At 36.0% G+C, this 25214-nt stretch carries 30 protein-coding genes; 12 read left to right on the plus strand and 18 right to left on the minus strand.

Annotated elements, in window-relative coordinates:
* The first annotated feature begins 12 nt into the window (after positions 1-12).
* Positions 13-300, plus strand: coding sequence for an RNA polymerase alpha subunit C-terminal domain-containing protein (locus M1D73_RS05770; protein WP_000255728.1), 288 nt, complete (start codon positions 13-15; stop codon positions 298-300).
* Between the two features lie 137 nt (positions 301-437).
* Here the strand turns inward: M1D73_RS05770 and gerPF are convergent, their stop codons facing one another.
* The 7 genes from gerPF to M1D73_RS05805 form a co-directional block, all read right to left on the minus strand.
* Complete coding sequence (gene gerPF, locus M1D73_RS05775) at positions 438-653, minus strand: spore germination protein GerPF (RefSeq protein ID WP_001141566.1); 216 nt, start codon at positions 651-653, stop codon at positions 438-440.
* Positions 654-695: 42 nt separating this feature from the next.
* Complete coding sequence (locus M1D73_RS05780; RefSeq protein ID WP_000902324.1) at positions 696-1082, minus strand: spore germination protein GerPE; 387 nt, start codon at positions 1080-1082, stop codon at positions 696-698.
* 15 nt (positions 1083-1097) lie between these two features.
* Positions 1098-1292 (minus strand): spore germination protein GerPD, encoded by a 195-nt coding sequence (gerPD, locus tag M1D73_RS05785; RefSeq protein WP_001052807.1) that lies wholly within the window; start codon positions 1290-1292, stop codon positions 1098-1100.
* Positions 1293-1298: 6 nt separating this feature from the next.
* The gene (gene gerPC, locus M1D73_RS05790) at positions 1299-1913 is read right to left on the minus strand and encodes a spore germination protein GerPC (protein ID WP_001070760.1); all 615 of its coding nucleotides are present in this window, start codon (positions 1911-1913) and stop codon (positions 1299-1301) included.
* A gap of 67 nt (positions 1914-1980) precedes the next feature.
* The gene (gerPB, locus tag M1D73_RS05795) at positions 1981-2187 is read right to left on the minus strand and encodes a spore germination protein GerPB (RefSeq protein ID WP_001012508.1); all 207 of its coding nucleotides are present in this window, start codon (positions 2185-2187) and stop codon (positions 1981-1983) included.
* Positions 2188-2201: 14 nt separating this feature from the next.
* The gene (gerPA, locus tag M1D73_RS05800; RefSeq protein ID WP_001111187.1) at positions 2202-2423 is read right to left on the minus strand and encodes a spore germination protein GerPA; all 222 of its coding nucleotides are present in this window, start codon (positions 2421-2423) and stop codon (positions 2202-2204) included.
* 96 nt (positions 2424-2519) lie between these two features.
* Positions 2520-2699 carry an aspartyl-phosphate phosphatase Spo0E family protein gene (locus M1D73_RS05805; RefSeq protein WP_000462841.1) on the minus strand — a complete coding sequence of 60 codons (180 nt, stop codon included), beginning with the start codon at positions 2697-2699 and terminating at the stop codon, positions 2520-2522.
* Positions 2700-2946: 247 nt separating this feature from the next.
* Between M1D73_RS05805 and M1D73_RS05810 the strand changes: the two genes are divergently transcribed.
* Positions 2947-3846 (plus strand): fumarylacetoacetate hydrolase family protein, encoded by a 900-nt coding sequence (locus tag M1D73_RS05810; protein ID WP_001213071.1) that lies wholly within the window; start codon positions 2947-2949, stop codon positions 3844-3846.
* Positions 3847-3881: 35 nt separating this feature from the next.
* On the opposite strand, the gene M1D73_RS05815 is transcribed toward M1D73_RS05810, so the two are convergent.
* Positions 3882-4163 carry a hypothetical protein gene (locus tag M1D73_RS05815; protein ID WP_000926857.1) on the minus strand — a complete coding sequence of 94 codons (282 nt, stop codon included), beginning with the start codon at positions 4161-4163 and terminating at the stop codon, positions 3882-3884.
* 110 nt (positions 4164-4273) lie between these two features.
* Complete coding sequence (gene rocD / locus M1D73_RS05820; protein ID WP_000616658.1) at positions 4274-5464, minus strand: ornithine aminotransferase; 1191 nt, start codon at positions 5462-5464, stop codon at positions 4274-4276.
* Between the two features lie 150 nt (positions 5465-5614).
* On the opposite strand from rocD, the gene M1D73_RS05825 reads away from it, so the two are divergent.
* Positions 5615-5980 carry a YisL family protein gene (locus M1D73_RS05825; RefSeq protein ID WP_121868122.1) on the plus strand — a complete coding sequence of 122 codons (366 nt, stop codon included), beginning with the start codon at positions 5615-5617 and terminating at the stop codon, positions 5978-5980.
* Positions 5981-6111: 131 nt separating this feature from the next.
* On the opposite strand, the gene M1D73_RS05830 is transcribed toward M1D73_RS05825, so the two are convergent.
* Positions 6112-6666: a DUF2777 domain-containing protein gene (locus M1D73_RS05830; RefSeq protein WP_000616046.1), complete on the minus strand. Its 555-nt coding sequence runs from the start codon at positions 6664-6666 to the stop codon at positions 6112-6114.
* A gap of 239 nt (positions 6667-6905) precedes the next feature.
* Between M1D73_RS05830 and asnB the strand changes: the two genes are divergently transcribed.
* From asnB to katB, 3 genes are all read left to right on the plus strand, one after another.
* On the plus strand, positions 6906-8753 hold the full coding sequence (gene asnB / locus M1D73_RS05835; protein WP_481158003.1) for an asparagine synthase (glutamine-hydrolyzing): 1848 nt from the start codon (positions 6906-6908) through the stop codon (positions 8751-8753).
* A gap of 187 nt (positions 8754-8940) precedes the next feature.
* Positions 8941-9900: a ferrochelatase gene (hemH, locus tag M1D73_RS05840; protein ID WP_481158004.1), complete on the plus strand. Its 960-nt coding sequence runs from the start codon at positions 8941-8943 to the stop codon at positions 9898-9900.
* Positions 9901-9959: 59 nt separating this feature from the next.
* Complete coding sequence (gene katB, locus M1D73_RS05845; RefSeq protein ID WP_121868123.1) at positions 9960-11426, plus strand: catalase KatB; 1467 nt, start codon at positions 9960-9962, stop codon at positions 11424-11426.
* A 267-nt stretch (positions 11427-11693) separates the two neighbouring features.
* Here the strand turns inward: katB and M1D73_RS05850 are convergent, their stop codons facing one another.
* Complete coding sequence (locus M1D73_RS05850) at positions 11694-12926, minus strand: ammonium transporter (protein WP_001055855.1); 1233 nt, start codon at positions 12924-12926, stop codon at positions 11694-11696.
* Between the two features lie 158 nt (positions 12927-13084).
* Here M1D73_RS05850 and M1D73_RS05855 point away from each other — a divergent pair, with 158 nt between their 5' ends.
* Both M1D73_RS05855 and M1D73_RS05860 read left to right on the plus strand, forming a co-directional pair.
* Positions 13085-14440, plus strand: a complete 1356-nt coding sequence (locus M1D73_RS05855; protein ID WP_048519521.1) for an alpha-amylase family glycosyl hydrolase — start codon at positions 13085-13087, stop codon at positions 14438-14440.
* Positions 14441-14745: 305 nt separating this feature from the next.
* Complete coding sequence (locus tag M1D73_RS05860) at positions 14746-15642, plus strand: helix-turn-helix domain-containing protein (RefSeq protein WP_000397889.1); 897 nt, start codon at positions 14746-14748, stop codon at positions 15640-15642.
* An 853-nt stretch (positions 15643-16495) separates the two neighbouring features.
* Here M1D73_RS05860 and M1D73_RS05865 read toward each other — a convergent pair.
* Positions 16496-16987, minus strand: coding sequence for a YajQ family cyclic di-GMP-binding protein (locus M1D73_RS05865; protein WP_001040149.1), 492 nt, complete (start codon positions 16985-16987; stop codon positions 16496-16498).
* A 230-nt stretch (positions 16988-17217) separates the two neighbouring features.
* Here M1D73_RS05865 and M1D73_RS05870 point away from each other — a divergent pair, with 230 nt between their 5' ends.
* Positions 17218-18072: a CvfB family protein gene (locus tag M1D73_RS05870; RefSeq protein ID WP_000281262.1), complete on the plus strand. Its 855-nt coding sequence runs from the start codon at positions 17218-17220 to the stop codon at positions 18070-18072.
* A 54-nt stretch (positions 18073-18126) separates the two neighbouring features.
* Here M1D73_RS05870 and prsA read toward each other — a convergent pair whose 3' ends face one another.
* The gene (gene prsA, locus M1D73_RS05875) at positions 18127-18984 is read right to left on the minus strand and encodes a peptidylprolyl isomerase PrsA (protein WP_001214214.1); all 858 of its coding nucleotides are present in this window, start codon (positions 18982-18984) and stop codon (positions 18127-18129) included.
* A gap of 128 nt (positions 18985-19112) precedes the next feature.
* Positions 19113-19244 (minus strand): DUF3941 domain-containing protein, encoded by a 132-nt coding sequence (locus M1D73_RS05880; RefSeq protein ID WP_001120851.1) that lies wholly within the window; start codon positions 19242-19244, stop codon positions 19113-19115.
* A 100-nt stretch (positions 19245-19344) separates the two neighbouring features.
* On the opposite strand from M1D73_RS05880, the gene M1D73_RS05885 reads away from it, so the two are divergent.
* Positions 19345-20202: a YitT family protein gene (locus M1D73_RS05885; RefSeq protein ID WP_000364431.1), complete on the plus strand. Its 858-nt coding sequence runs from the start codon at positions 19345-19347 to the stop codon at positions 20200-20202.
* 25 nt (positions 20203-20227) lie between these two features.
* On the opposite strand, the gene M1D73_RS05890 is transcribed toward M1D73_RS05885, so the two are convergent.
* From M1D73_RS05890 to M1D73_RS05900, 3 genes are all read right to left on the minus strand, one after another.
* A complete protein-coding gene (locus tag M1D73_RS05890; RefSeq protein ID WP_000527407.1) occupies positions 20228-20425 on the minus strand; it encodes a DUF3813 domain-containing protein in 198 nt (65 codons plus the stop codon).
* A complete protein-coding gene (locus tag M1D73_RS05895; RefSeq protein WP_000516816.1) occupies positions 20426-20566 on the minus strand; it encodes a hypothetical protein in 141 nt (46 codons plus the stop codon).
* A 105-nt stretch (positions 20567-20671) separates the two neighbouring features.
* Complete coding sequence (locus M1D73_RS05900; protein ID WP_001041232.1) at positions 20672-21481, minus strand: Cof-type HAD-IIB family hydrolase; 810 nt, start codon at positions 21479-21481, stop codon at positions 20672-20674.
* A gap of 489 nt (positions 21482-21970) precedes the next feature.
* Between M1D73_RS05900 and M1D73_RS05905 the strand changes: the two genes are divergently transcribed.
* Both M1D73_RS05905 and clpB read left to right on the plus strand, forming a co-directional pair.
* Complete coding sequence (locus tag M1D73_RS05905) at positions 21971-22150, plus strand: YjzC family protein (protein WP_000531421.1); 180 nt, start codon at positions 21971-21973, stop codon at positions 22148-22150.
* Positions 22151-22359: 209 nt separating this feature from the next.
* Positions 22360-24960 (plus strand): ATP-dependent chaperone ClpB, encoded by a 2601-nt coding sequence (gene clpB, locus M1D73_RS05910; RefSeq protein ID WP_000365401.1) that lies wholly within the window; start codon positions 22360-22362, stop codon positions 24958-24960.
* A gap of 37 nt (positions 24961-24997) precedes the next feature.
* Here clpB and M1D73_RS05915 read toward each other — a convergent pair whose 3' ends face one another.
* A complete protein-coding gene (locus M1D73_RS05915) occupies positions 24998-25180 on the minus strand; it encodes a YjzD family protein (RefSeq protein WP_001211116.1) in 183 nt (60 codons plus the stop codon).
* Between the last annotated feature and the right edge of the window lie 34 nt (positions 25181-25214).

Here is a 25214-nt window from a genome sequence, read left to right on the forward strand (position 1 = left end):
AGGGGCTTGAAAATGGTAACGGAAAAAACGTTAAGAACTTGTGAACAGGGACACGAGTACTATAAAAGTAGCGATTGTCCAACTTGCCCAGTCTGTGAGAAAGAGAGAAAACCAAAAGAAGGTTTTCTCTCTCTTCTTTCAGCGCCAGCAAGAAGGGCATTAGAGCACCGTGGAATTCAAACTGTAGAAGAACTCTCAAAATATAGTGAAAAAGAAATTTTAAAACTGCATGGTATGGGACCTGCGTCTTTGCCGAAGCTTAGGAAGGCTTTGGAGGAGAGTGGGTTATCATTTAAATAAAATGAAATAGTGTCTCTTCACTACTTACGTGTTTATACCACTATTTGTGGACAGTGAAGCTCTTGCTTATTAAAATTTCATTTTAATAATTTTGAATTACATAAAAGAAAAAAGTAGGAGAATATCTCCTACTTTTTTTACGCTGTTCCAATCTGATCTTGATCTGCCACATCAGAATCAAATGTATTCGTTGCACTAACACCGTTAAACGTATTCACGACAAACCCAACATTGGAAGCTCCAGATCCGTTATAGGCTTTCGTGTTTTCTTTCGGAGATACGTTATAAAAATCTCCTAAGTTGAAAGAGCCGTTACTGTTTTGCACGACGAGATTTCCTACAACTGAAGGCATACTATCCACCTACTTTACTAAGCTTTTTAATTACTATATGAATTATTGTGCGGAAGGTTCATCCGTAATATATTGGCGGATTTGTATAATACGAGAGTTATTAAAACCATAATCAACATTTCCAATTTGAAAGCAACCAGAATTTAAAAGTGTCCGCAATTCAACGTTATTCACTTCAATAAAAGGGCATTCATTTACAATATTTAATTTTACATCTGTCGTTCGTTTTGGAATTGTAATGTGTTCATCTGTAAAGATTTCAAAAGCATCAAAGCGACCTTCTCCCCGTATATAAAAAGGAATTTCACGGTGGACGGCAATAGCTCTACTTTTTAATTCCATTTGGTTTGCATCTCCAACTTGAAATACGGCAGTAATCCCTAAAGAAATAATAGAAACATTTTGGACAATGGACACATGATGCAACATAATTTTTCAGTCTCCTTAACCTGGAGTAGGAGGGACATCTGTTACTAATGGTACAAATGGACCCTCTGTAACTGTTTCAAATGGTGTATCGAGAATAGAAGATAGAATGAGGAGATTTGCATCTCCAATTAAAAAGAGTGCGGACGACGATACACCGTTCATTTTAATCTGTCCGACTTTTAACTCACGGTTTACAACGTTAAGGTTCATACATACTTACTCCTTTCGAAAATTTCCCGGTATGTGCTGAATAAAGGAGAGAAAGGCTTTGTCAATATCTTGTTTCATTGCCTGAATAATGATATCTCGTAAATAATCTGGATCTGTTGAAATACCTTCATATGATTGCGCTTGTGATAAATAATAAGGGAGTCGATGCTCCATCTGTTTTTTTATGTCATCCACCATCATTTGTCGATACATTTCATCAAGCGGTGTTCTCTCTTCTTGTTCAAAATGGAGAATACGATTATATGCTTCTTCATCTAAGTATCGATGCATTTCTTGGAGGATACCTTGATAAAAGTCTGGGTTTGTTTCGGTTTCAGGGTTTACCTTCAATGTTTCTGTATCCACTTGAAAATCTTCAATTTGTTGTCCTTTTGCTGAAAATGGGTTTAAACCAATATTTAAAGTACCATTTAAATTTTCGACTTTTAATTGATCGAATTTGTATTCCACTTTTCCTACAGAAGAGGAGGGGCGATTTTTTAATTCGTTAAGCTCTTCTTGGAGTTGGCGCACTTGATCTTCTAAATTCAAGATGGCTGCTTGTTGTGTTTGAAGAGCTTGTTGAAGTTGGTGTAAGTAAGTATATATATCTTGATTCATTTGTGAAACCTCCTTTTCAATAGGGAGGGTAAAAATATTCCTGCTATATATTTATGACAAGGATGTCTTAAGAAGAACTAGTTGATGGTTTGATAGAAATAATTTGTCCTTTCGCCTGTAATGGGCGAAGCGGCTCCGTAAATCCGCCCGTATTTGAAAATTTAGATAGGGCTTTAATACTTCCGGCAGTACCAATTTGGAACACAGAAGAGGTTGTAATGCTATCAATTTTAATACTGTTGATGATGATACTTTGGTTTACATAAAAATTCAATGCAATTGCCTCCTTTAAGTTGAGCCAATTATCGCTTGATCGATTACATCTGAATCGTTGACAGTCGTTGCACTTTGATAATTGTAGACAGAAACATTATCTCCAACGTTGAAAGAGCCGGCCCCGGCGAAAGCACGTGAGTAACTAATAGGCCTAATCGCAAATACATCTCCAATATGAAAAATACCACTTGATCCAATATTGACGATACGAATATGTCCGACCATAGCTGGCATACAAAACACCCTTCGTTTTTAAAATTTTCTTTTCTACTATTGTATGGGCGTTTCCAATAAAATGTGTATTTTTTTGAAATAAAAGAAACACACGCATTATTGCGTGTGTGTTTTGAATGTTTGATTAGGGTGTAAATCCGTATGTACATGACAAATTACATTTAAGAGCCTGTCCAGTTCTTGGCTACAATCCACTGTTTTTTGAGAAGTCATTCCATAGCGTTCAGCAAAATAAATCATTTTTTCACGTTTTTTTTCAATCGCTTGCTCAAACATTGAAATCGGCTCCATCTCTAAATGAAATTTTTAGTATATATGTAGTACATATTATACAAAAACTTCATAAAAAAGAAATGCATTCGCTAAAAAAAGTAAAATTTCTACATTTTATGCCAAATGATAAAGGGGTAACGAATAGGGGATGAGAAGAATATTGTAAAAATTAGCGTGCATGAGAAGGTTTTTTTCTTGCGGATGCGAATACAATTAAAGGGTATGAGTTTTAGGATGGAGAGTGGAAATATTGCGTTTTGTAACGGCGAAGAAAGAAGAAAAGGTATTTGTAGGTATTGTAGATGAAGAAGAAGAAAAGGTATTACACTTAAGAGAAGCGCAAAGACAAAAAGGGGAAAAGGTTACAATCCCTATTACAATGTTAGAGTGTATTGAAAGAGGAACTGAATGCTTTGAGAAAGTATGTGAAATTGTAAATTGGGCAAAAGAGAACGGGGAAGCGGCGTATTATCCGTTAACAGAGGTGAAAATATTAGCGCCGATTCCAAGGCCAAGAAAGAATATTTTGTGCGTTGGAAAAAACTATCGTGAGCATGCGGTAGAAATGGGCGGAGTAGAGTCTATTCCAGAAAATATAATGATCTTTACGAAAGCACCAACAACAGTTATTGGCATAAATGAGCAAATTAATGGTCACCCTCATGCAACGGACGAACTAGATTACGAAGGAGAATTAGCTATCATTATTGGTAAGCGAGGGAAGCAAATAAAAAAAGAAAAAGCGCTTGAGCATGTTTTTGGTTATACGATTATAAATGATGTAACAGCTCGAGACATTCAAAGAAAACATAAACAGTTTTTCCTTGGGAAAAGCTTCGATACATTTTGTCCGATGGGACCGTATTTAATTCATAAATCGGTGGTTAATGCGCCGAATGCATTACACATTGAAACGGTAGTAAATGGAGAAGTAAGGCAAACTTCTAACACAAATAAAATGATTTTTTCAATAGAAGAAATTATTTCAACGATAAGTAAAGGAATGACTTTAGAACCAGGCGATATTATCGCAACAGGAACGCCGGCTGGTGTCGGAAAAGGTTTTACACCACCGAAGTTTTTACATGCTGGTGATGAAGTGGTCATTACAGTAGAAGGAATTGGTACTTTACGAAATGTAGTGAAATAAAGAAAAGAGCTATCTTGTTAAAAGATAGCTCTTTTTTATGGCCTTGGGTTATAGAGGTAATCGATAACGGCAAAAGTGTAAAGACCAATGAATGCAAGTGTACAAATGCCAAATAGTATAACCGTAAGTGCGCTTTTTTCTCGTCCAAAACCAATGATAGTAAGAATAACAGCAGTCCAAAATGATGCTTTCAGTAGTGTGAGTGTAGTAGGAGTTGAGTAATGAAGCCATGTTGTGGAAAGTAGGAAACCAAAGAATGTAACTAAAATAAAAGCTGTAGCTAAATAGTTAATATGTTTACCATATCTTAATAGCATGTCGCACCTCCTTTACGATTTTAAAATACAGAAAATTACAATTTCATCTTAATATAAATGAATATGAAAAGAAAGAGGTTGTCCCAACATGTCGGACAACCTCTCTATCATTACGATAATACAGCTTTAATTTTTTGGAATGCCCACTCTAAATCTTCTTCAGAGATTACTAGAGGTGGTGCGATACGAATTACATTTTCGTGTGTTTCTTTACATAATAGACCAGCTGCTTTTAGTTGTTCACAGTAAGGACGAGCTGGCTCGTTTAATTCGATACCGATGAATAAACCTTTACCACGAACTTCAGTGATCATTGGGTTATCAATCTCTTTTAATTGCCCAACTAATTTTTCACCTAATTGAAGAGAACGCTCTGTTAATTTTTCTTCTTCTAACACTTCAAGAGCCGCGATAGAAACAGCACATGCAAGTGGATTACCACCGAATGTAGAACCGTGAGAACCTGGCTCAAATACACCTAAAATGTCGCGGTTTGCTGCTACGCAAGAGATTGGGAACACACCGCCGCCAAGTGCTTTACCAAGTATGTACATGTCAGGAGTTACATTGTCCCAGTCACAAGCAAATACTTTACCAGTACGGCCTAAGCCAGTTTGGATTTCATCTGCTACAAATAAAACGTTTTCTTTTTTACATACTTCAAAAGCTTCTTTTAAGTAACCAGCTGGTGGGATATTAATTCCTGCTTCACCTTGAATTGGCTCTAAAATGAATGCTGCTGTGTTTGGTGTAATTGCGGCTTTTAATGCTTCTAAATCACCGTAAGGAATTACAACGATGCCAGGAAGCATTGGACCGAATCCACGCTTGTACTCTTCATTTGAAGACATGGAAACAGAACCCATTGTACGTCCGTGGAAGTTATCTTCACAAACGATGATTTCAGCACGGTTTGCTTCCACTTTCTTCACATCATAAGCCCAGCGACGAACTGTTTTAATTGCAGTTTCAACAGCTTCAGCACCTGTATTCATTGGAAGTACCATTTCTTTATTAGTTAGTTTCGCAACTTTTTCGTACCAAGGACCTAATTGATCGCTATGGAAAGCACGAGAAGTTAACGTAACACGATTAGCTTGGTCAATTAAAGCGTTAATAATTTTCGGGTGACGATGACCTTGGTTTACTGCAGAATATGCACTTAATAAGTCCATATAGCGGTTTCCTTCAGGATCTTCTACCCAAACACCTTCTGCTTTAGAAATAACGATTGGAAGTGGGTGATAGTTATTTGCTCCGTATGTGTCTGTAAGTTCGATAATATCCTTAGTTTGAATCATGATTGTTCCCCCTTTTGTTATTACAAGAAGTTTGTAAATACTCTAAATATTATATCATTTAAATGTAAAAAAGCGAAACATTTCCTGAAAATAAATGAACATGTTATCATATAGAGTGAAAAAGTGTGAAAAGAGGAGGTAAGGGATACGATGGTACATATGCATATTACAGCATGGGCGTTAGGTTTAATTTTATTCTTCGTTGCGTATTCACTTTATTCAGCAGGAAGAAAAGGGAAAGGTGTACATATGGGGCTTCGCCTAATGTATATCATTATTATTGTGACAGGCATCATGTTGTACATGAGTATTGTGAAGACAGCAACAGGTAGCATGCACATGTGGTATGGCTTAAAAATGTTAGCTGGTATTTTAGTTATCGGTGGAATGGAAATGGTTCTTGTGAAAATGAGCAAAAACAAACCAACAGGGGCGGTTTGGGGCTTATTTATTGTTGCGCTAGTAGCAGTATTTTACCTTGGGCTGAAATTACCGATTGGCTGGAAAGTATTCTAATAAAAAATAAAGCCACCTTATGATCTCAAAGACTTGGGAGATTATAAGGTGGTTTTTTTACTTTATCCCGTAAACATCAGATTGGTGAAGGCTAATAATCAGTGGGTTCCCCCACTGATTAAAGTTTCACTTTATGTCGCATCGATATGCAACTCTTCTCCATTTACTTTCGTAAAACGGAACATATTTTTATTTGACGTAGTGTGACGGACGAAATGGTGCTGCAGTGTACAGATCATTTCTTCGTTATCAAACAAAAGAATATTTACTCCTTCGCGTGACTCCTCTTGCGGTAAGAAAGATAAATAATTATGACAATACATGCAATCATATAAAGAGTAGTGAAGTGATTGCAATGATTCGGTTAATAATGTGAAGACAGAGTCAGGTAATTCCTCCAGCCATTCATTATAGCTAAGAAGTAACTTTTTTCGAATACGTATCATTTCACCATTTTGCAAATGGTGTTGCTCGTTGGCGATTTGTAATACATCTTGTTCATAGAAACGGGCTGGTAGCCAATTGTTATTATACAAAATTTCAAACCCATCTTCGGCAATATCTTCTAATAAAAACGCTTCATCATTTTCATCATCAAAGAATACCCACTCATTGTTTATATATTCTACATTACCGACTGTATGAGCACGGGGCTGATTATATAAAATATGTTTACGTTGTATCATACACGATTTCTCCTTTATGAAAAGTAGTTATTCCTGTTATAGACAGTTCGTGCATTCTTTATAACTAGACACATATAGACATAGGTGGGCATACAATAAAACACGTTTTACTGAGTGAAAATGCTATTCCATATGTGGATAGTAGGTTATCGTCAAGTTTTTCATTTTTTTGATCCGCACTCTTAGGGTGGGGATTACTGCACGTTCAAGAAAAGAAATAAGATGGAAGGATGATTTATATGTGCGGGATTACAGGATGGGTGGATTATAAACGCTCATTAGAAGGAGAAAGAGATGTCGTTACGAAGATGGCTGAGACGTTAGCGAAACGGGGGCCGGATGATAATAAAGTTTGGATTAAAGGAAATGTCGCATTTGGGCATAAGCGGTTAATCGTTGTGGATCCTGAGGGCGGTAAACAGCCGATGACTTGTTTAAAAGGTGAAACGAATTACGCCATTTGCTATAACGGTGAACTTTATAACACAGAAGACATTCGAAAGGAATTATTAAGAAGAGGATATACGTTCAAAGGTCATTCTGATACAGAAGTATTATTAGCTTCTTATATTGAATGGAAAGAAGAATGTGTCGATCATTTAAACGGTATATATGCGTTTGCAGTATGGGACGAACAGAAAGAACAAGTATTTATTGCGAGAGATCGATTAGGTGTAAAGCCACTTTTTTATAAATATGATAGCGGACGCTTACTATTTGGTTCGGAGTTAAAAGCGATATTGTCGCATCCAGATGTGAAGGCGGAAGTAACGTTAGAAGGATTATCAGAAATATTCGGGCTCGGACCGTCAAGAACGCCTGGCCACGGTATTTATGCTGGTATAAAAGAATTGCGTCCAGGTCATGCAATGACATTTTCAAAGAACGGTTTATGTATATGGAGATATTGGAATGTAGAAAGTAAAAAACATGAAGACTCTTTTGAAGAAACAGTAGAGAAAACGCGCTTTTTATTACAAGATGCGATTACAAGACAGCTTGTTTCTGATGTACCACTATGTACTTTTTTATCGGGTGGTGTAGATTCGAGCGCTATTACAGCTATTGCAGCGAAAGAATATGAGAGATCAGGAAAAGGGCAATTACACACGTATTCTATTGATTACGAAGATAATGACAAATACTTTAAAGCGAATGCATTCCAGCCAAATTCAGATGCTCCGTTTATTAATTTAATGACTGAGACATTTCAAACAACCCATCATCGCTGCGTCATTTCGAATGAAAAATTAGCAGAGTATTTAACTGAAGCAGTACTCGTTCGTGATTTGCCTGGTATGGCAGATATCGATTCGTCATTATTATGGTTTTGCCGAGAAATTAAACAAGATTTTGTCGTTGGCTTATCTGGAGAATGTGCAGATGAAATATTTGGTGGATATCCGTGGTTTTATAGAGAAGATGATTTACAATCGAGTGCATTTCCGTGGATGCGTTCTACAGAGGCACGTGAACAACTTCTAAAAAAAGAATGGAGAAATAAATTAAATTTACAACAATATGTACAAAGGCGCTATGAAGAGTCAATTCAAGAAGTTCCTATTTTAGAGGGGGAAAGTCCGCTAGAAGCAAAAAGACGCCAATTATTTTATTTAAATATGGTATGGTTTATGACAACATTATTAGACAGAAAAGACCGCATGAGTATGGGAGCGAGCTTAGAAGTACGTGTTCCATTTGCAGATCATCGTCTTGTCGAATATGCGTGGAATATTCCTTGGGAAATGAAAATGTATAAAAACCGCGAAAAAGGTCTATTACGTAAAGCGTTAGAAGGTGTACTTCCACATGACATCTTATATAGAAAGAAGAGTCCTTATCCGAAAACGCACAATCCGCACTATACAAAAGCAGTAACAGTATGGCTTCAAAATCTATTAACGGATAAAGGTTCAATTTTACACGAACTGTTTGATAAAGAGCAGTTGAGCAGATTGATTCAGTCTGGCGGCAGTGCATTTCAAACACCATGGTTTGGTCAATTGATGACTGGGCCACAGCTTTTAGCTCATTTAGCACAAATTCATGTTTGGTTTAAAGAATATGGGGTAAATATTAAGGAATAAGGGAAAAGCGGCTTACAATTATGTAAGTCGCTTTTTATTAAAGAAATTGTCATATAAAATTCAAAATCACCTTATAAATAATACTTAATTAGAATTATTATTTTGACATACTTATTATTACTTGTTATAATTGGAAACAAATGTTCTTGAAAAAGATTCTCATTTATAAAATTGAGGTGTTATATAGATGAAAAAGAAAAAAATAGGTTTACTCGTAATGGCGTATGGAACACCAGAATCATTAGACGATGTAGAGACGTATTATACACATATCCGTCACGGGCGTAAGCCATCAGAAGAAGCGCTTGAAGATTTAATTGGGCGCTATAAAGCGATTGGTGGAATTTCGCCGCTTGCAAAAATTACGAAAGAACAGGCGCATAAATTAACAGATTCAATGAATAATATATTTACAGAGTATGAATTTACTTGTTACTTAGGTTTAAAACATACTGCTCCGTTTATAGAAGATGCTGTAGAAGAAATGAAGCGTGATGGGATTGAGCAAACGATTAGTATCGTATTAGCGGCGCATTATTCTACATTTAGCATTAAAGCGTATAATGACCGTGCTATTCGTCTTTCAAAAGAAATCGGTGGTCCTGTTATTGAATCAATTGAACAATGGTATGATGAACCGAAGTTTATTTCGTATTGGGCAGACCAAATAAAAGAAACGTTTACAGAAATTGATGATAAAGAGAAAGCAGTCGTAATTTTTTCAGCGCATAGTTTGCCAGAAAAAATTATTGCAGCAGGAGACCCATATGTAGAACAACTAAAGCATACGGCAGATTTAATTGCAGAAGCTGCAAATATTCAAAACTATACAATCGGTTGGCAAAGTGCTGGGAATACTCCAGATCCGTGGATTGGTCCAGATGTGCAAGATTTAACGAAAGATTTATATGAAGAGCATGGGTACGAATCTTTCATATATTGCCCAGTTGGTTTTGTAGCGGAGCATTTAGAAGTTTTATATGACAACGATTATGAATGTAAAGTTGTAACGGATGAATTAAATGCCAAATATTTTAGACCAAATATGCCGAATGCGCAATCTGCATTTATCGACTGTTTGGCTGAAATTGTTTCCAAAAAAGTGAAGGAAATAGTTGACAAAGATCTAGTTTTGAATAATAATTAGTTTATAATAATTTTAAACAAATAATAATTACTATGAAAGAAAGAGGAGGATCCCCCTAGATGAATCCAAATAATCGCTTAACAACAAACCAAGGTGCTCCAGTTGGAGACAACCAAAATTCTCGTACAGCTGGTCGTCGTGGACCAGTATTATTAGAAGACTATCATTTAGTAGAAAAACTTGCACACTTTGATCGTGAACGTATTCCGGAGCGTGTTGTGCATGCACGTGGTGCAGGTGCTCACGGTGTATTCGTAACGAAAAATAGTATGAAGCAATATACGAAAGCTGCATTTTTACAAAATGAAGGAACTGAAACACCTGTATTTGTTCGTTTTTCAACGGTTATTCATGGTCAAGGTTCTCCTGAAACAGCACGTGACCCACGTGGGTTCGCTGTTAAATTTTATACAGAAGAAGGAAACTACGATATCGTAGGTAATCATTTACCAGTTTTCTTCATTCGTGATGCAATTAAATTCCCTGATATGGTACATTCCTTAAAACCAGCACCTGATACGAATATTCAAACGCCAGATCGTTACTGGGATTTCATGACGTTAAGTCCAGAATCTACACATATGATGACATGGGTATTTTCTGATTACGGTACACCAGCAAGTTATCGTGAAATGGAAGGTTTCGGTGTCCATTCATTTAAATGGATTAATGAAGAAGGTAAAATTGTTTATATTAAATACCACTGGAAACCACAGCAAGGTGTACGTAACTTAAATGCGAAAGAAGTGCAAGAGGTACAAGGGAAAGACTTCAATCATGCTACTCGTGACTTGTTCGACGCGATCGAAAAAGGAAATCACCCGAAATGGGATTTACACGTACAAGTTATGCAATTAGATGAAATGGATTCTTTAGACTTTGATCCACTAGATCCAACGAAAGTATGGTCAGAAGATCGCTTCCCGTTAATTGAAGTAGGGACAATGACGTTAAATCGTAATCCGAAAAACTTCTTTGCAGAAGTAGAACAAGTAGCGTTCTCTCCAAGTGCCACTGTAAATGGTATTGAGCCATCGGAAGATAAATTATTACAAGGTCGTTTATTCTCTTACCCAGATACACAGCGTTATCGTCTTGGTGCAAATTACTTACAAATTCCTGTAAACTGCCCATACGCAGCTGTTCATAATCAACAACGTGATGGTGCGATGCAAGTGAATCAAAACCCATCTACAATCAACTACGAACCGAGCCGTCATGCAGAGAATCCAGTTGAAGACCCAGCTTACCGCGATTCAACTATGAAAGTAGAAGGCTATGTATCTCGTGAAAAAATTGACAAACCGAATGACTTCAAACAAGCAGGTGAGCGTTACCGTTCATTCTCTAAAGAAGAGCAAGACAACTTAATTGCAAACTTAACAAATGACTTAAAAGACGTAAATGAACGCACAAAATTATTAGCTGTTTGTAACTTCTTCCGTGCAGATCAAGAATACGGTATGCGTTTAGCGCAGGCATTAAATGTTGATATTACGCAATATGTAGGAAATGCTCCGAAATAAATAGGAAAAGACGACTGGGTTTCGGTCGTCTTTTTTATGTGTAAAGTTACACGCGGGTATTCTTCAGTTTCGTTATGTTGGAATTTGTTGGTAAATCGATATCTTGTGTCGAAACGTTGATATATTGAAAGGAACAATCGATATATTTGAAAAATCGTTGATATATCCAAAAAACCGTTAATATATTTCCGGTTATACTAGGTGGGGTATGTTGCCCGGTGCGCAAAAAAGAGATGCAATCTATTACTAATAGATTGCATCTCTTTTTTAGTTCACTCGCTCAGTATACTCATAAGCTTTCTCCCCATGCATCGAAATATCAAGTCCCATATGTTCCTCGTGCTCATCTACCCGGACAGGGAGGAAGAAGTTGATTGCTTTAATAATGGCATACGTCATTATAATTGTGAACGCATATGTTGCGCCGATCGCTACAAGTTGTTTCAACAGCAGCGAGGCGTTTCCGTAAAATAATCCGTTAGCGCCATCGCCGTTTACGGCAGTAGTTGCAAATAATCCTGTCGCAATACCGCCCCAAGTTCCACCGATGCCGTGACATCCGAATGCATCGAGTGTATCGTCGTATCCGAATTTTGTTTTTAAGAAAAAGACCGCTCCGAAGCATAATACGCCGCCAATTGCTCCGATAAGAAGAGCTGAGAAAGGTGTAACGAACCCGCAAGCTGGTGTAATAGCGACTAGACCGGAAACGGCGCCACAAGCAGCTCCCATCGCAGTCGGTTTTGATTGGAAGAACCACTCTGAAAGCATCCAAGTTAATGCTGAGGCAGCAGCGGCTATATTTGTATTAATAAATGCAGTTAAAGCTACGTCGTTTAAGGATAATGCGCTGCCGACGTTAAAACCGAACCAGCCAAACCATAATAAGCCTGCGCCTAACATTGTAAATGGCAAATGGTGAGGAGAAGAACCATTTATGTTTTTTCGTTTTCCGAGGAAAATAGCTAATACAAGACCAGCAACTCCGGAAGTGATGTGAACGACGTTTCCGCCAGCGAAGTCTAGTGCACCAAGTTCCCTTAGCCACCCGCCGACGCCCCATACCCAATGAGCGACAGGATTGTAAACAATCGTTGTCCATAAAAGGATAAAAATAAGAAAGGCAGAAAATCGCATTCTTTCAGCAAATGCACCTGAAATTAAAGCTGGAGTTAAAATGGCGAACATGAGTTGAAACATCATGAATAAATTGTGAGGAATAGTAGATGAGTAGTCTGGATTTGGTGCGTAGGTAACTCCGTTTAGACCGAACCAATCAAGTGTACCGATAAGCCCGTGCCAATCTGGTCCGAATGATAAAGAATAGCCGATAACAATCCATTGAATCGAAACGATAGCCATTGCACTATAACTATGCATCGTTGTACTGAGTACATTTTTGCTGCGAACCATACCTCCATAAAAAAGTGCCAATCCTGGTGTCATCAACATGACCATTACTGTCGTCACAAACATAAAAACTGTATCTCCCATATTCATGAGCTCTCCTCCTATAATGTTAGAAAAAATAACATCGTTTTGTTATGTTTCATATCATATTCGAAAAAGAACTAAAAATCAACTAAAAATTCAGAAAAATATATACATGATGTTAGAAAATATAACATAGATTATTTTGTGAGGATTGAAATCGACATATGCGTTTCTCTTGGATAATTGGTATAATATTCTTACAATTAAAAACTTGGGGGATGCGTGTGGGAAAAATACGGACTAGGAAACTATTCATTTGTTTTTGCTTAGCTTTTGTTTTGTTTGTACCAATACATACTTTTGCAGACGAAAAAAGAGAGTGGAAAGATGAAGTTATATACTCCATTATGATTGATCGCTTCAATAATGGAGAACCGAAAAATGACAAACAATTAGAAGTTGGTAATTTAGAAGGGTATCAAGGCGGGGATATAAGAGGAATTATAAAAAGGTTGGATTACATAAAAGAAATGGGTTTTACTACCGTTATGCTTTCGCCGCTTTTTGAAAGTGGAAAGTACGATGGATTAGACGTGCGAAATTTTAAAAAGGTAAATGAACATTTCGGGACAGACAATGATGTGAAAGAACTTGTAAAAGAAGCTCATGCAAAAGGAATGAAAGTTGTATTTCAATTTCCGCTTGGAGAAAACGAACGACAGGTAATTGACGCAATGAAATGGTGGATAAAAGAAGTTGATTTAGACGGAAGTTATGTTATACATAGTGAAAAAAAGCCGCGTTCCTTTTGGGATAACGCGCAAAAAGATATGCAAGTGATAAAGAAAGATTTTCGTATTATGACAAAGGAGGATAGCGAATACAACGAAAAAATCGTAGAATCGTTTTCCGAAGCGGATGTATCGGTGAAATCGTTATACGATGTGAGTAAAAAAGAAGGGGAATTTGTTACGTTTTTAGATGATCAAGAAACAAAAAGATATGCGCGTATTGCAAAAGAAAATATGTATTATCCGCCATCACGTTTAAAACTGGCGCTTACTTATTTGTTAACATCACCTGGGATTCCGAATTTTTATTACGGAACGGAAATTGCATTAGATGGAGGAAGTGTACCCGATAATAGACGATTAATGGATTTTAAGTCAGACGAAAAATTTATGCAGCACATAACAAAACTAGGTGAAATTAGGCAGGCGAGACCGTCTTTACGACGCGGTACGTTTGAGCTTCTGTATGATAAGAGCGGGATGAGCATACTAAAACGAAAATATAAAGATGAAGTAACTTTAGTAGCAATTAATAATACGAAAGAAACACAAAAAGTCTCCTTACCTGCAAGTGCAATTGGTGAAAAACAAGAGTTAAGAGGATTGTTACAGGATGAAATTATAAGAGAGGAAAACGGAAAGTTTTATCTCGTTTTAAAACGTGAAGAATCAAACGTGTATAAAGTTAACGGAGAAACAGGTGTGAATTGGTTATTTATCTCCTTAATCGTTGGTGTGAATGTATTATTTATTGCGTTTCTAATTGCAGTTAAAAGGAAGCGTAGATGAGATGAGAAATTACTCGCTCTATGTTCATGTCTTCTTATTGTATTTGTAAGTTTGTTCGGCGGGGCAATAGTGTTATTCTGTTGATATGAAATTTCTTAAGAGAAACGACGTGAGAATGAAAACGTCCCTAGTGAGAGGAGGGCTAGGTTAGGAAGAGGATTTTCTTCCTAACCTGTTTTTTGTGTTAGCACCGATAGGGAAGAATCTTTGAAGCAATCAATAATTGCAACTATATTAATTTTACATTACATTAAAAGTTAGAGAATACTCTTATACTAATACAGTGCTAAATAGTAGGTGGGAAAATGGAGTTTTACGATTTGGGTATTACCATTAAAGAGCTTAGAATTAAAAAAAATATATCACAATCCGAATTATGTCATGGAATATGTTCGCAAAGTCAAATTAGCAAAATAGAAAAAGGTGTGATTTATCCATCTAGTATATTGTTATATCAATTATCAGAAAGACTTGGTATTGACCCAAATAATATATTTGCATTAACTCAAAACAAAAAATTAAAATATGTAGAAAATGTAAAATGCGTAATAAAAGATTGCTTAAAGCAAAAACAATACAAAGAACTTTATGAAATAGTGAAAAAAGAGAAAAACGAAAATAACTTCCAATCAACAGAAGATAAACAATTTTTAATATGGCATGAAGCGATTGCTATATTTATGGTGGATAAATCAATAAAAACTGCTTTAGATTTTTTAAATAATGCATTAAAATTAACTGTAACTAATTCTGATTTTTTATCAGAAAGAGAAATAGATATTATGCAGACAATTGCTATATTTCATGGGGAAAATAAAGAATATGAAAAAAGTATTAATATATTAAGAAGGTGTTTAACTAATTTTAATAAGTTAGATTTTCCTAGAGATAAAGAAATTAAATTGAAAATTATTTTTAATTTAGCAAAAATTTTAGGTCATGCAAATCAACATGAAGAGGCAGTAAAATACAATGATATGGGTATCAAACTAGCTATTAATCTAAATACTTTATATTTACTAGGTGAATTATACTATGGAAAAGCTTGGAATTTATTGAAACTTAAACAACCTAATGAAGAAGATGTTGCAAATAACATGAAAAAAGCATTATTTATATTTGAACTAACAGAAAAAGAAAATCTGATAAAAATGGTTAAAGAAAAATATTTTGAAAACCAAACTGAAAAAAGTCACTCATAATTCATTTGGAAATCACTTGAAATATAATAAAACCTACAGGGGAAATCTCTGTAGGTTTTATACTTATAAACTTGCTTCTAAAATATTAGTGCTTAATATAAATTTTTGAATAAGAGTTTACTTAGCGCTTTAGCGTACTTTTTTATTTTGAAGCCTGCATCTTTATTAAAGATGTAGGCTTCTTTTTAAATCCATCCGAATATTATTGGTTCAAGTCGGAGGAAGGTACTTTGGGGTGTCTTTTCTTTAGATCTTTATCATTAACTATTTAATGTTTTTTAAATGATTACATGACATATTTTTTTTGTACCAAGCTTTGTTGATACAGTTAGATTTATCCGTTAGTGTATTCGTATTATTAGAACATCCTACAGTATTTAGGGAGAATGTGGCTAATAAAAACCATAATATTAATTTCTTCAAAAAACCACTTCTAACTCTTTTTTAATTAACATTTTTTAGATCCTTACTAATTTTACATTACATTAAAGGTTGGGAAATATTCTTATACTCATAAATTGTTACGTTTTGGCGGGGAGAGGAATTATGAGTTACAGCGATTTTTAAGATGACTTTGGCCCAGGATGTGGTTATTAAGAAAAGTAATTCAAATTGAAGGGGAAACGTCTTAAGGTATATTTTTCTTATTTTCAATAAGGTCTGCTAAATACATGTATAAAACAAATTCTACAATAAGGCCTAGTTTAATCATGCGCTCACTTGTAAAGTATTCGTATGGTTAGACTCTGTTCACTTAGTGATTTTCACCGCATACACCATTTTTCTATGGTTTGTTCTCGGAATATTGTCTCTACAAAACAAAAAACTCCTCTAATTAAGAGGAGTTTTCTTTTTAGCGGTAGTTAATGAACTGTACGTCGATTGGTAAATCAGCGCTACGAACAGCTGCGATTACTGCTTGTAAGTCATCACGGCTTTTCGCTGTAACACGTACTTGATCATCTTGTACTTGTGTTTTTACTTTTAATTTCATTTCTTTAATGATGTTGTTAATTTTTTTAGCGTTATCTTTATCGATACCTTGTTGAAGTGTTGCGCGTTGGCGAACAGTGTTGCCAGTTGCAGCTTCAACTTTTCCGTAATCTAAGTTCTTAATTGGAACGTTACGTTTTACAAGTTTAGAGATAAGAACGTCTTTTACTTGCTCTAATTTAAACTCGTCATCAGAAGTTAAAACAAGTACTTCTTTTTCTAATTTAATATCACTTTTACTTCCTTTAAAGTCATATCGGTTTTGGATTTCTTTTAATGCGATATTAATTGCGTTTGTTACTTCAGGTAATTCTACTTTCGAAACGATGTCAAAAGAACTATCTTTTGCCATAGTTAGCACCTCCAAATAAATTTCTAATCTTGTTATGTACTGTACATACTAAAGTATAGCTGAAAACGAGTCTAGACTTAAGTGTTTTCGTACTTATATTCATGTAACCTCATTTTATTATAGTGAATTTTGGGCAGTTGGACAAATACAGGAAAAATCATGTTATAATTAACTTTTGTTTGGAATGATAAAAAAGATAATTTTATATATATAGAAGGGAATTAAAAAATATGTATTTGCAAATAGGATCGATTGAACAGGTAACTGTTTTACGCGAAACAGAAATCGGATATATGGTTGGGAATGAAGAAGAAGAAATTTTCCTACATAAAAACGAAGTAGCTGGAGAAATTGAAGAAGGCGATACGATTGATGTATTCTTATACCTTGATCACCAAAATCGTATTTCAGCAACAATGAAGGAACCAATTATTACAACTTATGACTGGAACTGGGTAAAGGTTGTAGAAGTTATTCCTAGTTTAGGTGTGTTTGTTGATATTGGTGTGTCAAAAGATATACTAATTCCAGCTGATGAGTTCCCGATTTATATGCCAGTATGGCCAGAAGTAGGCGACGAATTATATTGTACGTTAAAATTAACGAATCGTGATCGTTTAATTGCTCTTCCGGCAAGAGACAGTGATATGCAAGAAATTATCGTAGATGCAACGCCATCTATGCGTAATAAAAACGTAAATGGACGTGTATATCGTTCGCTTCAAGTCGGTTCATTCGTACTAACTGATGAGCATTTCCGTGCTTTCTTACACCATACAGAAAGAAAAGAACAAGTCCGCATCGGTCAGCGTGTAACAGGACGTATTATTGACGTAAAAGATGACGGTACAATTAACATTTCACTTCTTCCTCGTAAAGAAGAAGGAATGGAAGACGATGCTGCAGTAATTTATGCATATATGGAAGAACGAGGCGGAGCAATGCCGTTTTGGGATAAGAGCCATCCGGAAGATATTAAAGAACGCTTTAACATGAGTAAAGCTGCATTTAAGCGCGCACTTGGTAAATTGATGAAAGAAGAAAAGGTTTACCAAGAAGAAGGTTGGACTTACTTTAAGAAATAAGATAGAAGATTAAAAAGCACAACCTTATGTAAAAAGATAAGGTTGTGCTTTTTTTTAATTTCCTTGCGGAGAAACAAGAGTAAACGTATCTTTCAAATCACTATCATTTATTTTAATATTTGCCTTTTTTAATTCCTCTTGTAACAATTTTTTGCTGAATACAGGATCAGCAGTACGTTCTTCCTCTAAGTTTTTGCGAATAGAGTCTTTCACTTCATCATAAGGCTTTAAAGCTTTTTTATCAGTTAATTTAATAACGTGATAACCGTTTGATGATTTTACGGGATTGCTAATTTGTCCAACATTTAGTTTGTAGGCAGCGGTTTCGAATTCAGGAGCCATTGTACCTGAATTGAAGTATCCAAGGTCTCCACCTTTATCTTTTGATAGCAGATCTTGTGATTCTTGTTTTGCTAATTCTTCAAATGAAGCACCAGCATCTAGTTTACTCTTTATTTCTTTCGCTTCATTTTCGTCACTTACTAAAATGTGACTCGCTTTAATTTCTGGCTTATAGTGGTCTTTTACGTCTTTTTCTGTAATGCTTTTCTTAATCGCTTCATTCATAGCAAGTTTGAACTTAATTTGATTTTTGAAATCCTCTTCATCTTTTAAACCATAATTTTCTAATACTTTTTTGAATTGATCTCCATATTGTTTTTTTACTTTTTCTACTTCTTTATTTACCTCTTCATCAGGTACTTTATATTTTTTTGTGATGACGTCTTGTGCCATCATTTCGTATAGCATGTCTTTTCCGTAACGATCTTTCAATTGTTTTTCGAAGTTATCCTTTGTAATGGTGGAGTCTGTTGCTGTAGCGACTGTAGCTGAGCCATTCTTTTGTCCGCAAGCAGATAGCATCAATATACTTATTAGTGCAGTAATAATGAAAATATGTTTCCCTCTCATGCCAACACCTCATCCGAATATGTTATCGCTATTGTAGAATATAGAAGTGAACATGAAGTGAATTTTTAATGTTTTTTCCTTTAAAATGTAAAAAAGTACATCAACATAATTGTTGATGTACGATGGAATCAAAGGTGATCGGTCTTTTTAGAGTATGCACGTTTACCTTGCTGAATATTTTTTTGCTCTTGCTCATTTTTTTGTGTGCGTTTTGCGTTATTATCACGTGCTTTTTTGTCGTTATCACTCGTATGTGGCATATGTATCAACTCCATTTCTAAACGTTGTACGTTTATCATTTCCTTTTTCGTAAAGACTATGTATAGCGGTGCATTTATGAAGGGTAAAGGTGGATTCGAAATGGATTTGAAGTTGAATTATACTGAACTTATAAAGAAGTTAATCGTTGTAATCATCGCAGGTTTATTAAACGCGATTGGGATGAATTTATTTTTAACGCCAGCAAAAGTGTATGCGAGCGGCTTTGCTGGATTGTCTCAATTATTATCACAAATATTAGGTGATTTTTTATCGATTCACATATCTACGGGAGTATTGTTTAGCTTATTTAATATTCCTGTCGTTATTTTAGCGTGGAAAAAGGTTGGAAAGGCCTTCACCTTTTTTAGTTTTCTTTGTGTTATATTTATGACTCTGTTTCTAGAAATCATCCCTGTTAGAGCGGTTTCGAATGATATCATATTAAATGCGATTTTTGGCGGGATTATTTCGGCAATTGGAGTAGGGATTGCTTTAAAGTGGGGTGCTTCTACAGGTGGATTAGATATTATCGCCATGATTTTATCAAAAATAAAAGATAAGCCTGTCGGTACATACTTTTTCTTTTTTAATGCAATTATCATTATCGCTGCTGGCTATGTATATGGATGGGAAAAAGCGTTATATACGCTAGTGACTTTATATGTATCAACGAGAATTATTGATGCAATTCATACTCGTCATGTAAAGATTACAGCATTAATTGTTACGAAGAATGGGGCAGATGTAAGAAAGGCGATTCACTCGCGATTAGTAAGAGGGATTACAACGATACCAGCAACAGGTGCTTATACGAATGAAAATAAAGAAATGTTAATGATGGTTATTACTCGTTATGAGTTATACGAATTAGAGAGGATTATTAAACAAGTGGACCCAGGTGCATTTACAAATATACTGCAAACAGTTGGGGTGTTCGGATTGTTTCGGAAAGATTAAAGAGGACCAAAGTTGGTCCTCTTTTTTAATGTAAATTCGTAATGTTTTGCAATTGCTCTTGCATTTCACGGAGCTGAACTTTTTCAGCAGTTGAAGAGTTTGCGTAAGCGGATTGCAAAGCATTTTTTGCTCTATACACGAGATCTTGTTGCTCAGTACCGCTTGAACAAGATACGGCATTTTCAACAGCATCTCTAGCTTGTTGGAATAGTAAGTTCCCCATTTAAACCCCTCCAAAAGAAGAGTTACTTCTTGCTTTTTCTGCCTCAGCTAATGTACCTCTGTACGGGAATCTTGCATCATGCTTCATAACAGCATCGGCTCCTTGTTGGATAAAACGTTTTGATTTGTTCTTTTTACCCATTCGAAAAACCCCCTTTATTTAGCTGAAAACAATCGACGCGATGTCTCATGCGTCTACTTATAGTATGGACATTTGGCAGGAAACTATAAGTAGGGAATTTTTAGATTACAACCCAAGAACCTCTTCTAAATATAAAGCAATACCATCTTCTTCGTTCGTTAACGTCGTATGGTTTGCGAGTGATTTTAATTCAGGGATGGCATTTCCCATTGCGATGCCGTGACCAGCAAATTCAATCATTTCAAAATCATTATCTTCATCACCGAAAGCGATAATGCGCTCTTGTGGAATGTTGTAATGACTAGAAATTTTTTGTAATCCAACTGCTTTATTTAATCCGCTTTTCACAATTTCAATAATCGGCCAAGGTGCGCCCCATTTTCTATGGTCGATTACTTCCGCATGCATATCGGTTAAATGTTGACGAATTGCAGTAGAATGCTCGTCATGTGCGTCAATTAATAAGCAAGTTGGATGATCGTTTAAAATATTTAATAAGTCTCCCGTAAAAATCTTAGGAGAGCCGAATTCGAAAATATGTTTTTTATCTTCATCAATTTCACGAACATACACATCGTCCATTACTTCCGCGTATATATTTTTTACGCCAAAATCAAAGCAAGCTCGGACAATTTCTTGCGCTGTTGCTAGCTCAAGAGGAGAGTGATGTGTTCCCCAGTTTGAATCAAGAGGATGATGTACGTAAGCGCCGTTAAAGTTTACGATAGGTGTGTTAAGATCAAGTTCTTTATAGTAATCATAACTAGCACGGAATGGACGTCCTGTTGAAATAACAACAATATGTCCCTGTTCCTTTGCTTTTGCAATTGTATGTTTCGTTCGAGTGGAAATTATTTTGTTGTCTGTTAATAAAGTGCCGTCTAAGTCTAATGCGATTAAATGTTGTTTGTTCATAATTTCACCTCTTATAATAATTTTTTTGTATCTATCTGTATTTCCGTTTTTAATATGCAGAAATAAGAGGTTAGACTCGGTGAAATCACCATAGATGGAAATTTCACTATATATCCATCTTACGTCTCAAAGTGCTGTGGTGTCTACTATTTATCGTTGGAAATTAAGAAAAGTCAACATCTTTTTAGAAAGTTCAAACAATGTTTCTTTCATTATGTACAAATTGTGAAAAGGGTTACATTGCTCGTGTGATGAGGCATATAATGAACATGTAATCTTCTCGTATATGTTTGACTCTCCTTTGAAACTAGCCTAGAGTAGGTTGGTTTCTTTTTTTCTACAGGTAGGAAAGAAATCCCTGCTTACGCTTGTGTCATTCATATATATGTACAAGAATGAGATGTAGTACTGTTTCCTAAACATGACAGAAAAGCTTTCTTTTAAAATGGATATACTAATGAGGCAAGACGTCATGGAAGGAGAATGAAGATGGGACAAAATCGCAGGTTTCGTTCTGGACAAAAAGCGCCGAATGATGGCATTTACGTAGAAATTGGTGAAACGGGAAGTATGGTGAAAGATCCGCAAATGGTGAAATTAACTGCCGGTGAAAAGTTTCCGGATAACACGAATCATAACCGCCAGTGGACATATAAAAGAAAACCGTAACAGAAGCCGCAATCATTATTGCGGCTTTTTTGTCGTTACACATTGTAATTTCATTTACTGTATTTTTTAGCAGTATAATGAATGCTCTCTTTTTCTTTTTCAAATAATAAGTTTGAAAATACATAGGCAAAATTATTGTATAAAAAAGTCAGTTGGCGTATAATCAAATCAAAGGTCAAAGAAAGTCAAACTTTTGGAGGGCTGTAAAGATGGACTTAAATCAAATGACAACAAAAACACAAGAGGCGATTATGAGTGCCCAATCTTTAGCGGTATCTCATCATCACCAAGAGGTGGATACTGTTCATCTATTACTTGCATTATTAGAAGAGCAAGATGGATTAGCAGTACGTATATTTCAAAAAATGAATGTTGATATAGAAGCATTAAAGCAAGGTGCTGAAAGTTTAATTAAAAAGAAACCTTCTGTAACAGGGAGCGGTGCAGAAGTTGGAAAATTGTATGTAACGAGCGCTCTGCAACAACTTCTTGTAAGAGCAGGGAAAGAAGCAGAAAAACTGCAGGATGATTACATTTCAGTAGAACATGTATTGCTTGCTTTTTCTGAAGAAAAAGGCGATATAAATCAATTATTTACAAGATTGCATATTACGAAAGATAACTTATTACAGTCTTTAATGACAGTTCGGGGGAATCAAAGAGTGACGAGTCAAAATCCAGAAGCAACTTATGAAGCGTTAGAAAAATATGGCCGTGATTTAGTGGCGGAAGTGAGAGCAGGGAAAATCGATCCTGTAATCGGCCGTGATAGTGAAATACGACGTGTAATTCGTATTCTTTCACGTAAAACGAAAAACAATCCTGTTTTAATTGGGGAGCCAGGTGTTGGTAAAACAGCAATCGTTGAAGGGCTAGCACAGCGTATCGTGAAAAAGGATGTACCTGAAGGATTGAAAGATAGAACGATTTTTGCGTTAGATATGAGTGCGCTCGTAGCAGGTGCGAAATTCCGTGGTGAGTTCGAAGAGCGTCTGCAAGCTGTATTAAATGAAATTAAAAAGAGTGAAGGACGCATTTTATTATTCATTGATGAACTTCATACAATAGTTGGAGCTGGTAAAACAGAGGGAGCCATGGATGCAGGAAATATGTTAAAACCGATGCTTGCGCGCGGTGAACTGCATTGTATCGGGGCGACGACGCTCGATGAATATCGCAAATATATTGAGAAAGATCCAGCGCTAGAAAGACGTTTCCAACAAGTATTAGCAGAAGAACCAACTGTTGAAGATACAATTTCCATTTTACGTGGATTAAAAGAACGCTTTGAAATTTATCACGGTGTAAATATTCATGACCGTGCGATTGTAGCAGCGTCAGTTTTATCAGATCGATATATTTCAGATCGCTTCTTACCTGATAAAGCAATTGACCTTGTTGATGAAGCGTGTGCAACAATTCGTACAGAAATTGATTCTATGCCAACAGAATTAGATGAAGTAACGCGCCGCATTATGCAGCTGGAAATTGAAGAAGCAGCTCTTGGGAAAGAAACGGATCGTGGTAGCCAAGAGCGTCTAAAAACATTGCAACGTGAATTATCGGATTTAAAAGAAGTTGCAAGTGGCATGAGAGCGAAATGGGAGAAAGAAAAAGAAGACATTCACAAAGTTCGTGACTTACGTGAACATTTAGAACGTTTGCGTCGTGAATTAGAAGAAGCAGAAGGCAATTACGATTTAAATAAAGCAGCCGAACTTCGTCACGGGAAAATTCCCGCAATTGAAAAAGAGTTAAAAGAAGCGGAAGAAATGGGCGCGCATAATAAACAAGAAAATCGTTTATTACGTGAGGAAGTAAGTGAAGAAGAAATTGCAGATATTGTTTCACGCTGGACTGGTATTCCTGTTGCGAAACTCGTGGAAGGTGAACGCGAGAAATTATTACGCTTAGAGCAAATCTTATCAGAGCGTGTCATCGGACAAGAGGAAGCAGTAAGCTTAGTGTCAGACGCAGTTCTTCGTGCTCGCGCTGGTATTAAAGATCCGAACCGCCCGATTGGTTCTTTCATCTTCTTAGGACCAACAGGTGTTGGTAAAACAGAACTTGCAAAAACGTTAGCCCAGTCTTTATTCGATAGTGAAGAGCAAATGATTCGCATTGACATGTCTGAGTATATGGAAAAACACGCCGTGTCTCGCTTAATTGGTGCACCTCCTGGATATGTAGGATATGAAGAAGGCGGTCAATTAACAGAAGCGGTAAGACGTAAACCATATTCCGTTGTTTTATTAGATGAAATTGAAAAAGCACATCCAGAAGTATTCAACATTTTATTACAAATGTTAGATGATGGACGCATTACAGATTCGCAAGGTCGTACAGTGGACTTTAAAAATACAGTTATTATTATGACTTCAAATATTGGATCTGCTCATTTACTAGATGGATTAGAAGAAGATGGTTCCATTAAAGAGGAATCAAGAGACCTTGTAATGGGGCAATTAAGAGGACATTTCCGCCCTGAATTTTTAAACCGTGTGGATGAAATTATTTTATTCAAACCTCTTACAACGAATGAAATTAAAGGCATTGTTGATAAAATTGTAAAAGAACTACAAGGTCGTCTAGCTGACCGTCACATTACAGTAGAATTAACAGATGCAGCAAAAGAATTTGTTGTGGAAGCCGGTTTCGACCCAATGTACGGAGCTCGTCCATTAAAACGGTACGTACAGCGTCAAGTGGAAACGAAATTAGCACGAGAATTAATTGCAGGAACAATTACTGATAATAGTCACGTAGTTGTTGATGTAGAAAATAACGAGTTAGTCGTTCATGTGAAATAAAAATAAAAAGAGTTCGGATAAAATCCGGACTCTTTTTTTAGTGTTGTTCTACTGGCTCGTTTGGAATTGCAGCTGAAATTGCTAGTACTAACACAGCAAGAACAACTGAGAAAATAGACGCTTGGTTAAAGTCGTATGTACCGCCAGTCATAGAGCCGATTACATAGCTCATCATATGTACAAGTAAGAACGACCAAATTAATGCCCAAATGAAACGCATATTTTACACCTCTATTCGTTCAATCTGTCCTTAT

The sequence above is a fragment of the Bacillus sp. PK3-067 genome, assembly GCF_056738645.1.

What these genes read in the sequence shown, in the direction of transcription:
- prsA (WP_001214214.1), bottom strand. Translation starts at nt 18,984, where the DNA reads ATGAGAGGGAAACATATTTTCATTATTACTGCACTAATAAGTATATTG.
- katB (WP_121868123.1), top strand. Translation starts at nt 9,960, where the DNA reads ATGAATCCAAATAATCGCTTAACAACAAACCAAGGTGCTCCAGTTGGA.
- M1D73_RS05865 (WP_001040149.1), bottom strand. Translation starts at nt 16,987, where the DNA reads ATGGCAAAAGATAGTTCTTTTGACATCGTTTCGAAAGTAGAATTACCT.
- M1D73_RS05860 (WP_000397889.1), top strand. Translation starts at nt 14,746, where the DNA reads ATGGAGTTTTACGATTTGGGTATTACCATTAAAGAGCTTAGAATTAAA.
- M1D73_RS05770 (WP_000255728.1), top strand. Translation starts at nt 13, where the DNA reads ATGGTAACGGAAAAAACGTTAAGAACTTGTGAACAGGGACACGAGTAC.
- M1D73_RS05880 (WP_001120851.1), bottom strand. Translation starts at nt 19,244, where the DNA reads ATGCCACATACGAGTGATAACGACAAAAAAGCACGTGATAATAACGCA.
- M1D73_RS05915 (WP_001211116.1), bottom strand. Translation starts at nt 25,180, where the DNA reads ATGCGTTTCATTTGGGCATTAATTTGGTCGTTCTTACTTGTACATATG.
- M1D73_RS05885 (WP_000364431.1), top strand. Translation starts at nt 19,345, where the DNA reads ATGGATTTGAAGTTGAATTATACTGAACTTATAAAGAAGTTAATCGTT.
- M1D73_RS05780 (WP_000902324.1), bottom strand. Translation starts at nt 1,082, where the DNA reads ATGTTGCATCATGTGTCCATTGTCCAAAATGTTTCTATTATTTCTTTA.
- M1D73_RS05855 (WP_048519521.1), top strand. Translation starts at nt 13,085, where the DNA reads ATGCGTTTCTCTTGGATAATTGGTATAATATTCTTACAATTAAAAACT.
- M1D73_RS05870 (WP_000281262.1), top strand. Translation starts at nt 17,218, where the DNA reads ATGTATTTGCAAATAGGATCGATTGAACAGGTAACTGTTTTACGCGAA.
- M1D73_RS05805 (WP_000462841.1), bottom strand. Translation starts at nt 2,699, where the DNA reads ATGTTTGAGCAAGCGATTGAAAAAAAACGTGAAAAAATGATTTATTTT.
- M1D73_RS05850 (WP_001055855.1), bottom strand. Translation starts at nt 12,926, where the DNA reads ATGAATATGGGAGATACAGTTTTTATGTTTGTGACGACAGTAATGGTC.
- M1D73_RS05890 (WP_000527407.1), bottom strand. Translation starts at nt 20,425, where the DNA reads ATGGGGAACTTACTATTCCAACAAGCTAGAGATGCTGTTGAAAATGCC.
- M1D73_RS05825 (WP_121868122.1), top strand. Translation starts at nt 5,615, where the DNA reads ATGGTACATATGCATATTACAGCATGGGCGTTAGGTTTAATTTTATTC.
- M1D73_RS05830 (WP_000616046.1), bottom strand. Translation starts at nt 6,666, where the DNA reads ATGATACAACGTAAACATATTTTATATAATCAGCCCCGTGCTCATACA.
- clpB (WP_000365401.1), top strand. Translation starts at nt 22,360, where the DNA reads ATGGACTTAAATCAAATGACAACAAAAACACAAGAGGCGATTATGAGT.
- rocD (WP_000616658.1), bottom strand. Translation starts at nt 5,464, where the DNA reads ATGATTCAAACTAAGGATATTATCGAACTTACAGACACATACGGAGCA.
- M1D73_RS05900 (WP_001041232.1), bottom strand. Translation starts at nt 21,481, where the DNA reads ATGAACAAACAACATTTAATCGCATTAGACTTAGACGGCACTTTATTA.
- asnB (WP_481158003.1), top strand. Translation starts at nt 6,906, where the DNA reads ATGTGCGGGATTACAGGATGGGTGGATTATAAACGCTCATTAGAAGGA.
- gerPD (WP_001052807.1), bottom strand. Translation starts at nt 1,292, where the DNA reads ATGAACCTTAACGTTGTAAACCGTGAGTTAAAAGTCGGACAGATTAAA.
- M1D73_RS05815 (WP_000926857.1), bottom strand. Translation starts at nt 4,163, where the DNA reads ATGCTATTAAGATATGGTAAACATATTAACTATTTAGCTACAGCTTTT.
- gerPC (WP_001070760.1), bottom strand. Translation starts at nt 1,913, where the DNA reads ATGAATCAAGATATATATACTTACTTACACCAACTTCAACAAGCTCTT.
- gerPF (WP_001141566.1), bottom strand. Translation starts at nt 653, where the DNA reads ATGCCTTCAGTTGTAGGAAATCTCGTCGTGCAAAACAGTAACGGCTCT.
- M1D73_RS05905 (WP_000531421.1), top strand. Translation starts at nt 21,971, where the DNA reads ATGGGACAAAATCGCAGGTTTCGTTCTGGACAAAAAGCGCCGAATGAT.
- hemH (WP_481158004.1), top strand. Translation starts at nt 8,941, where the DNA reads ATGAAAAAGAAAAAAATAGGTTTACTCGTAATGGCGTATGGAACACCA.
- M1D73_RS05895 (WP_000516816.1), bottom strand. Translation starts at nt 20,566, where the DNA reads ATGGGTAAAAAGAACAAATCAAAACGTTTTATCCAACAAGGAGCCGAT.
- gerPA (WP_001111187.1), bottom strand. Translation starts at nt 2,423, where the DNA reads ATGCCAGCTATGGTCGGACATATTCGTATCGTCAATATTGGATCAAGT.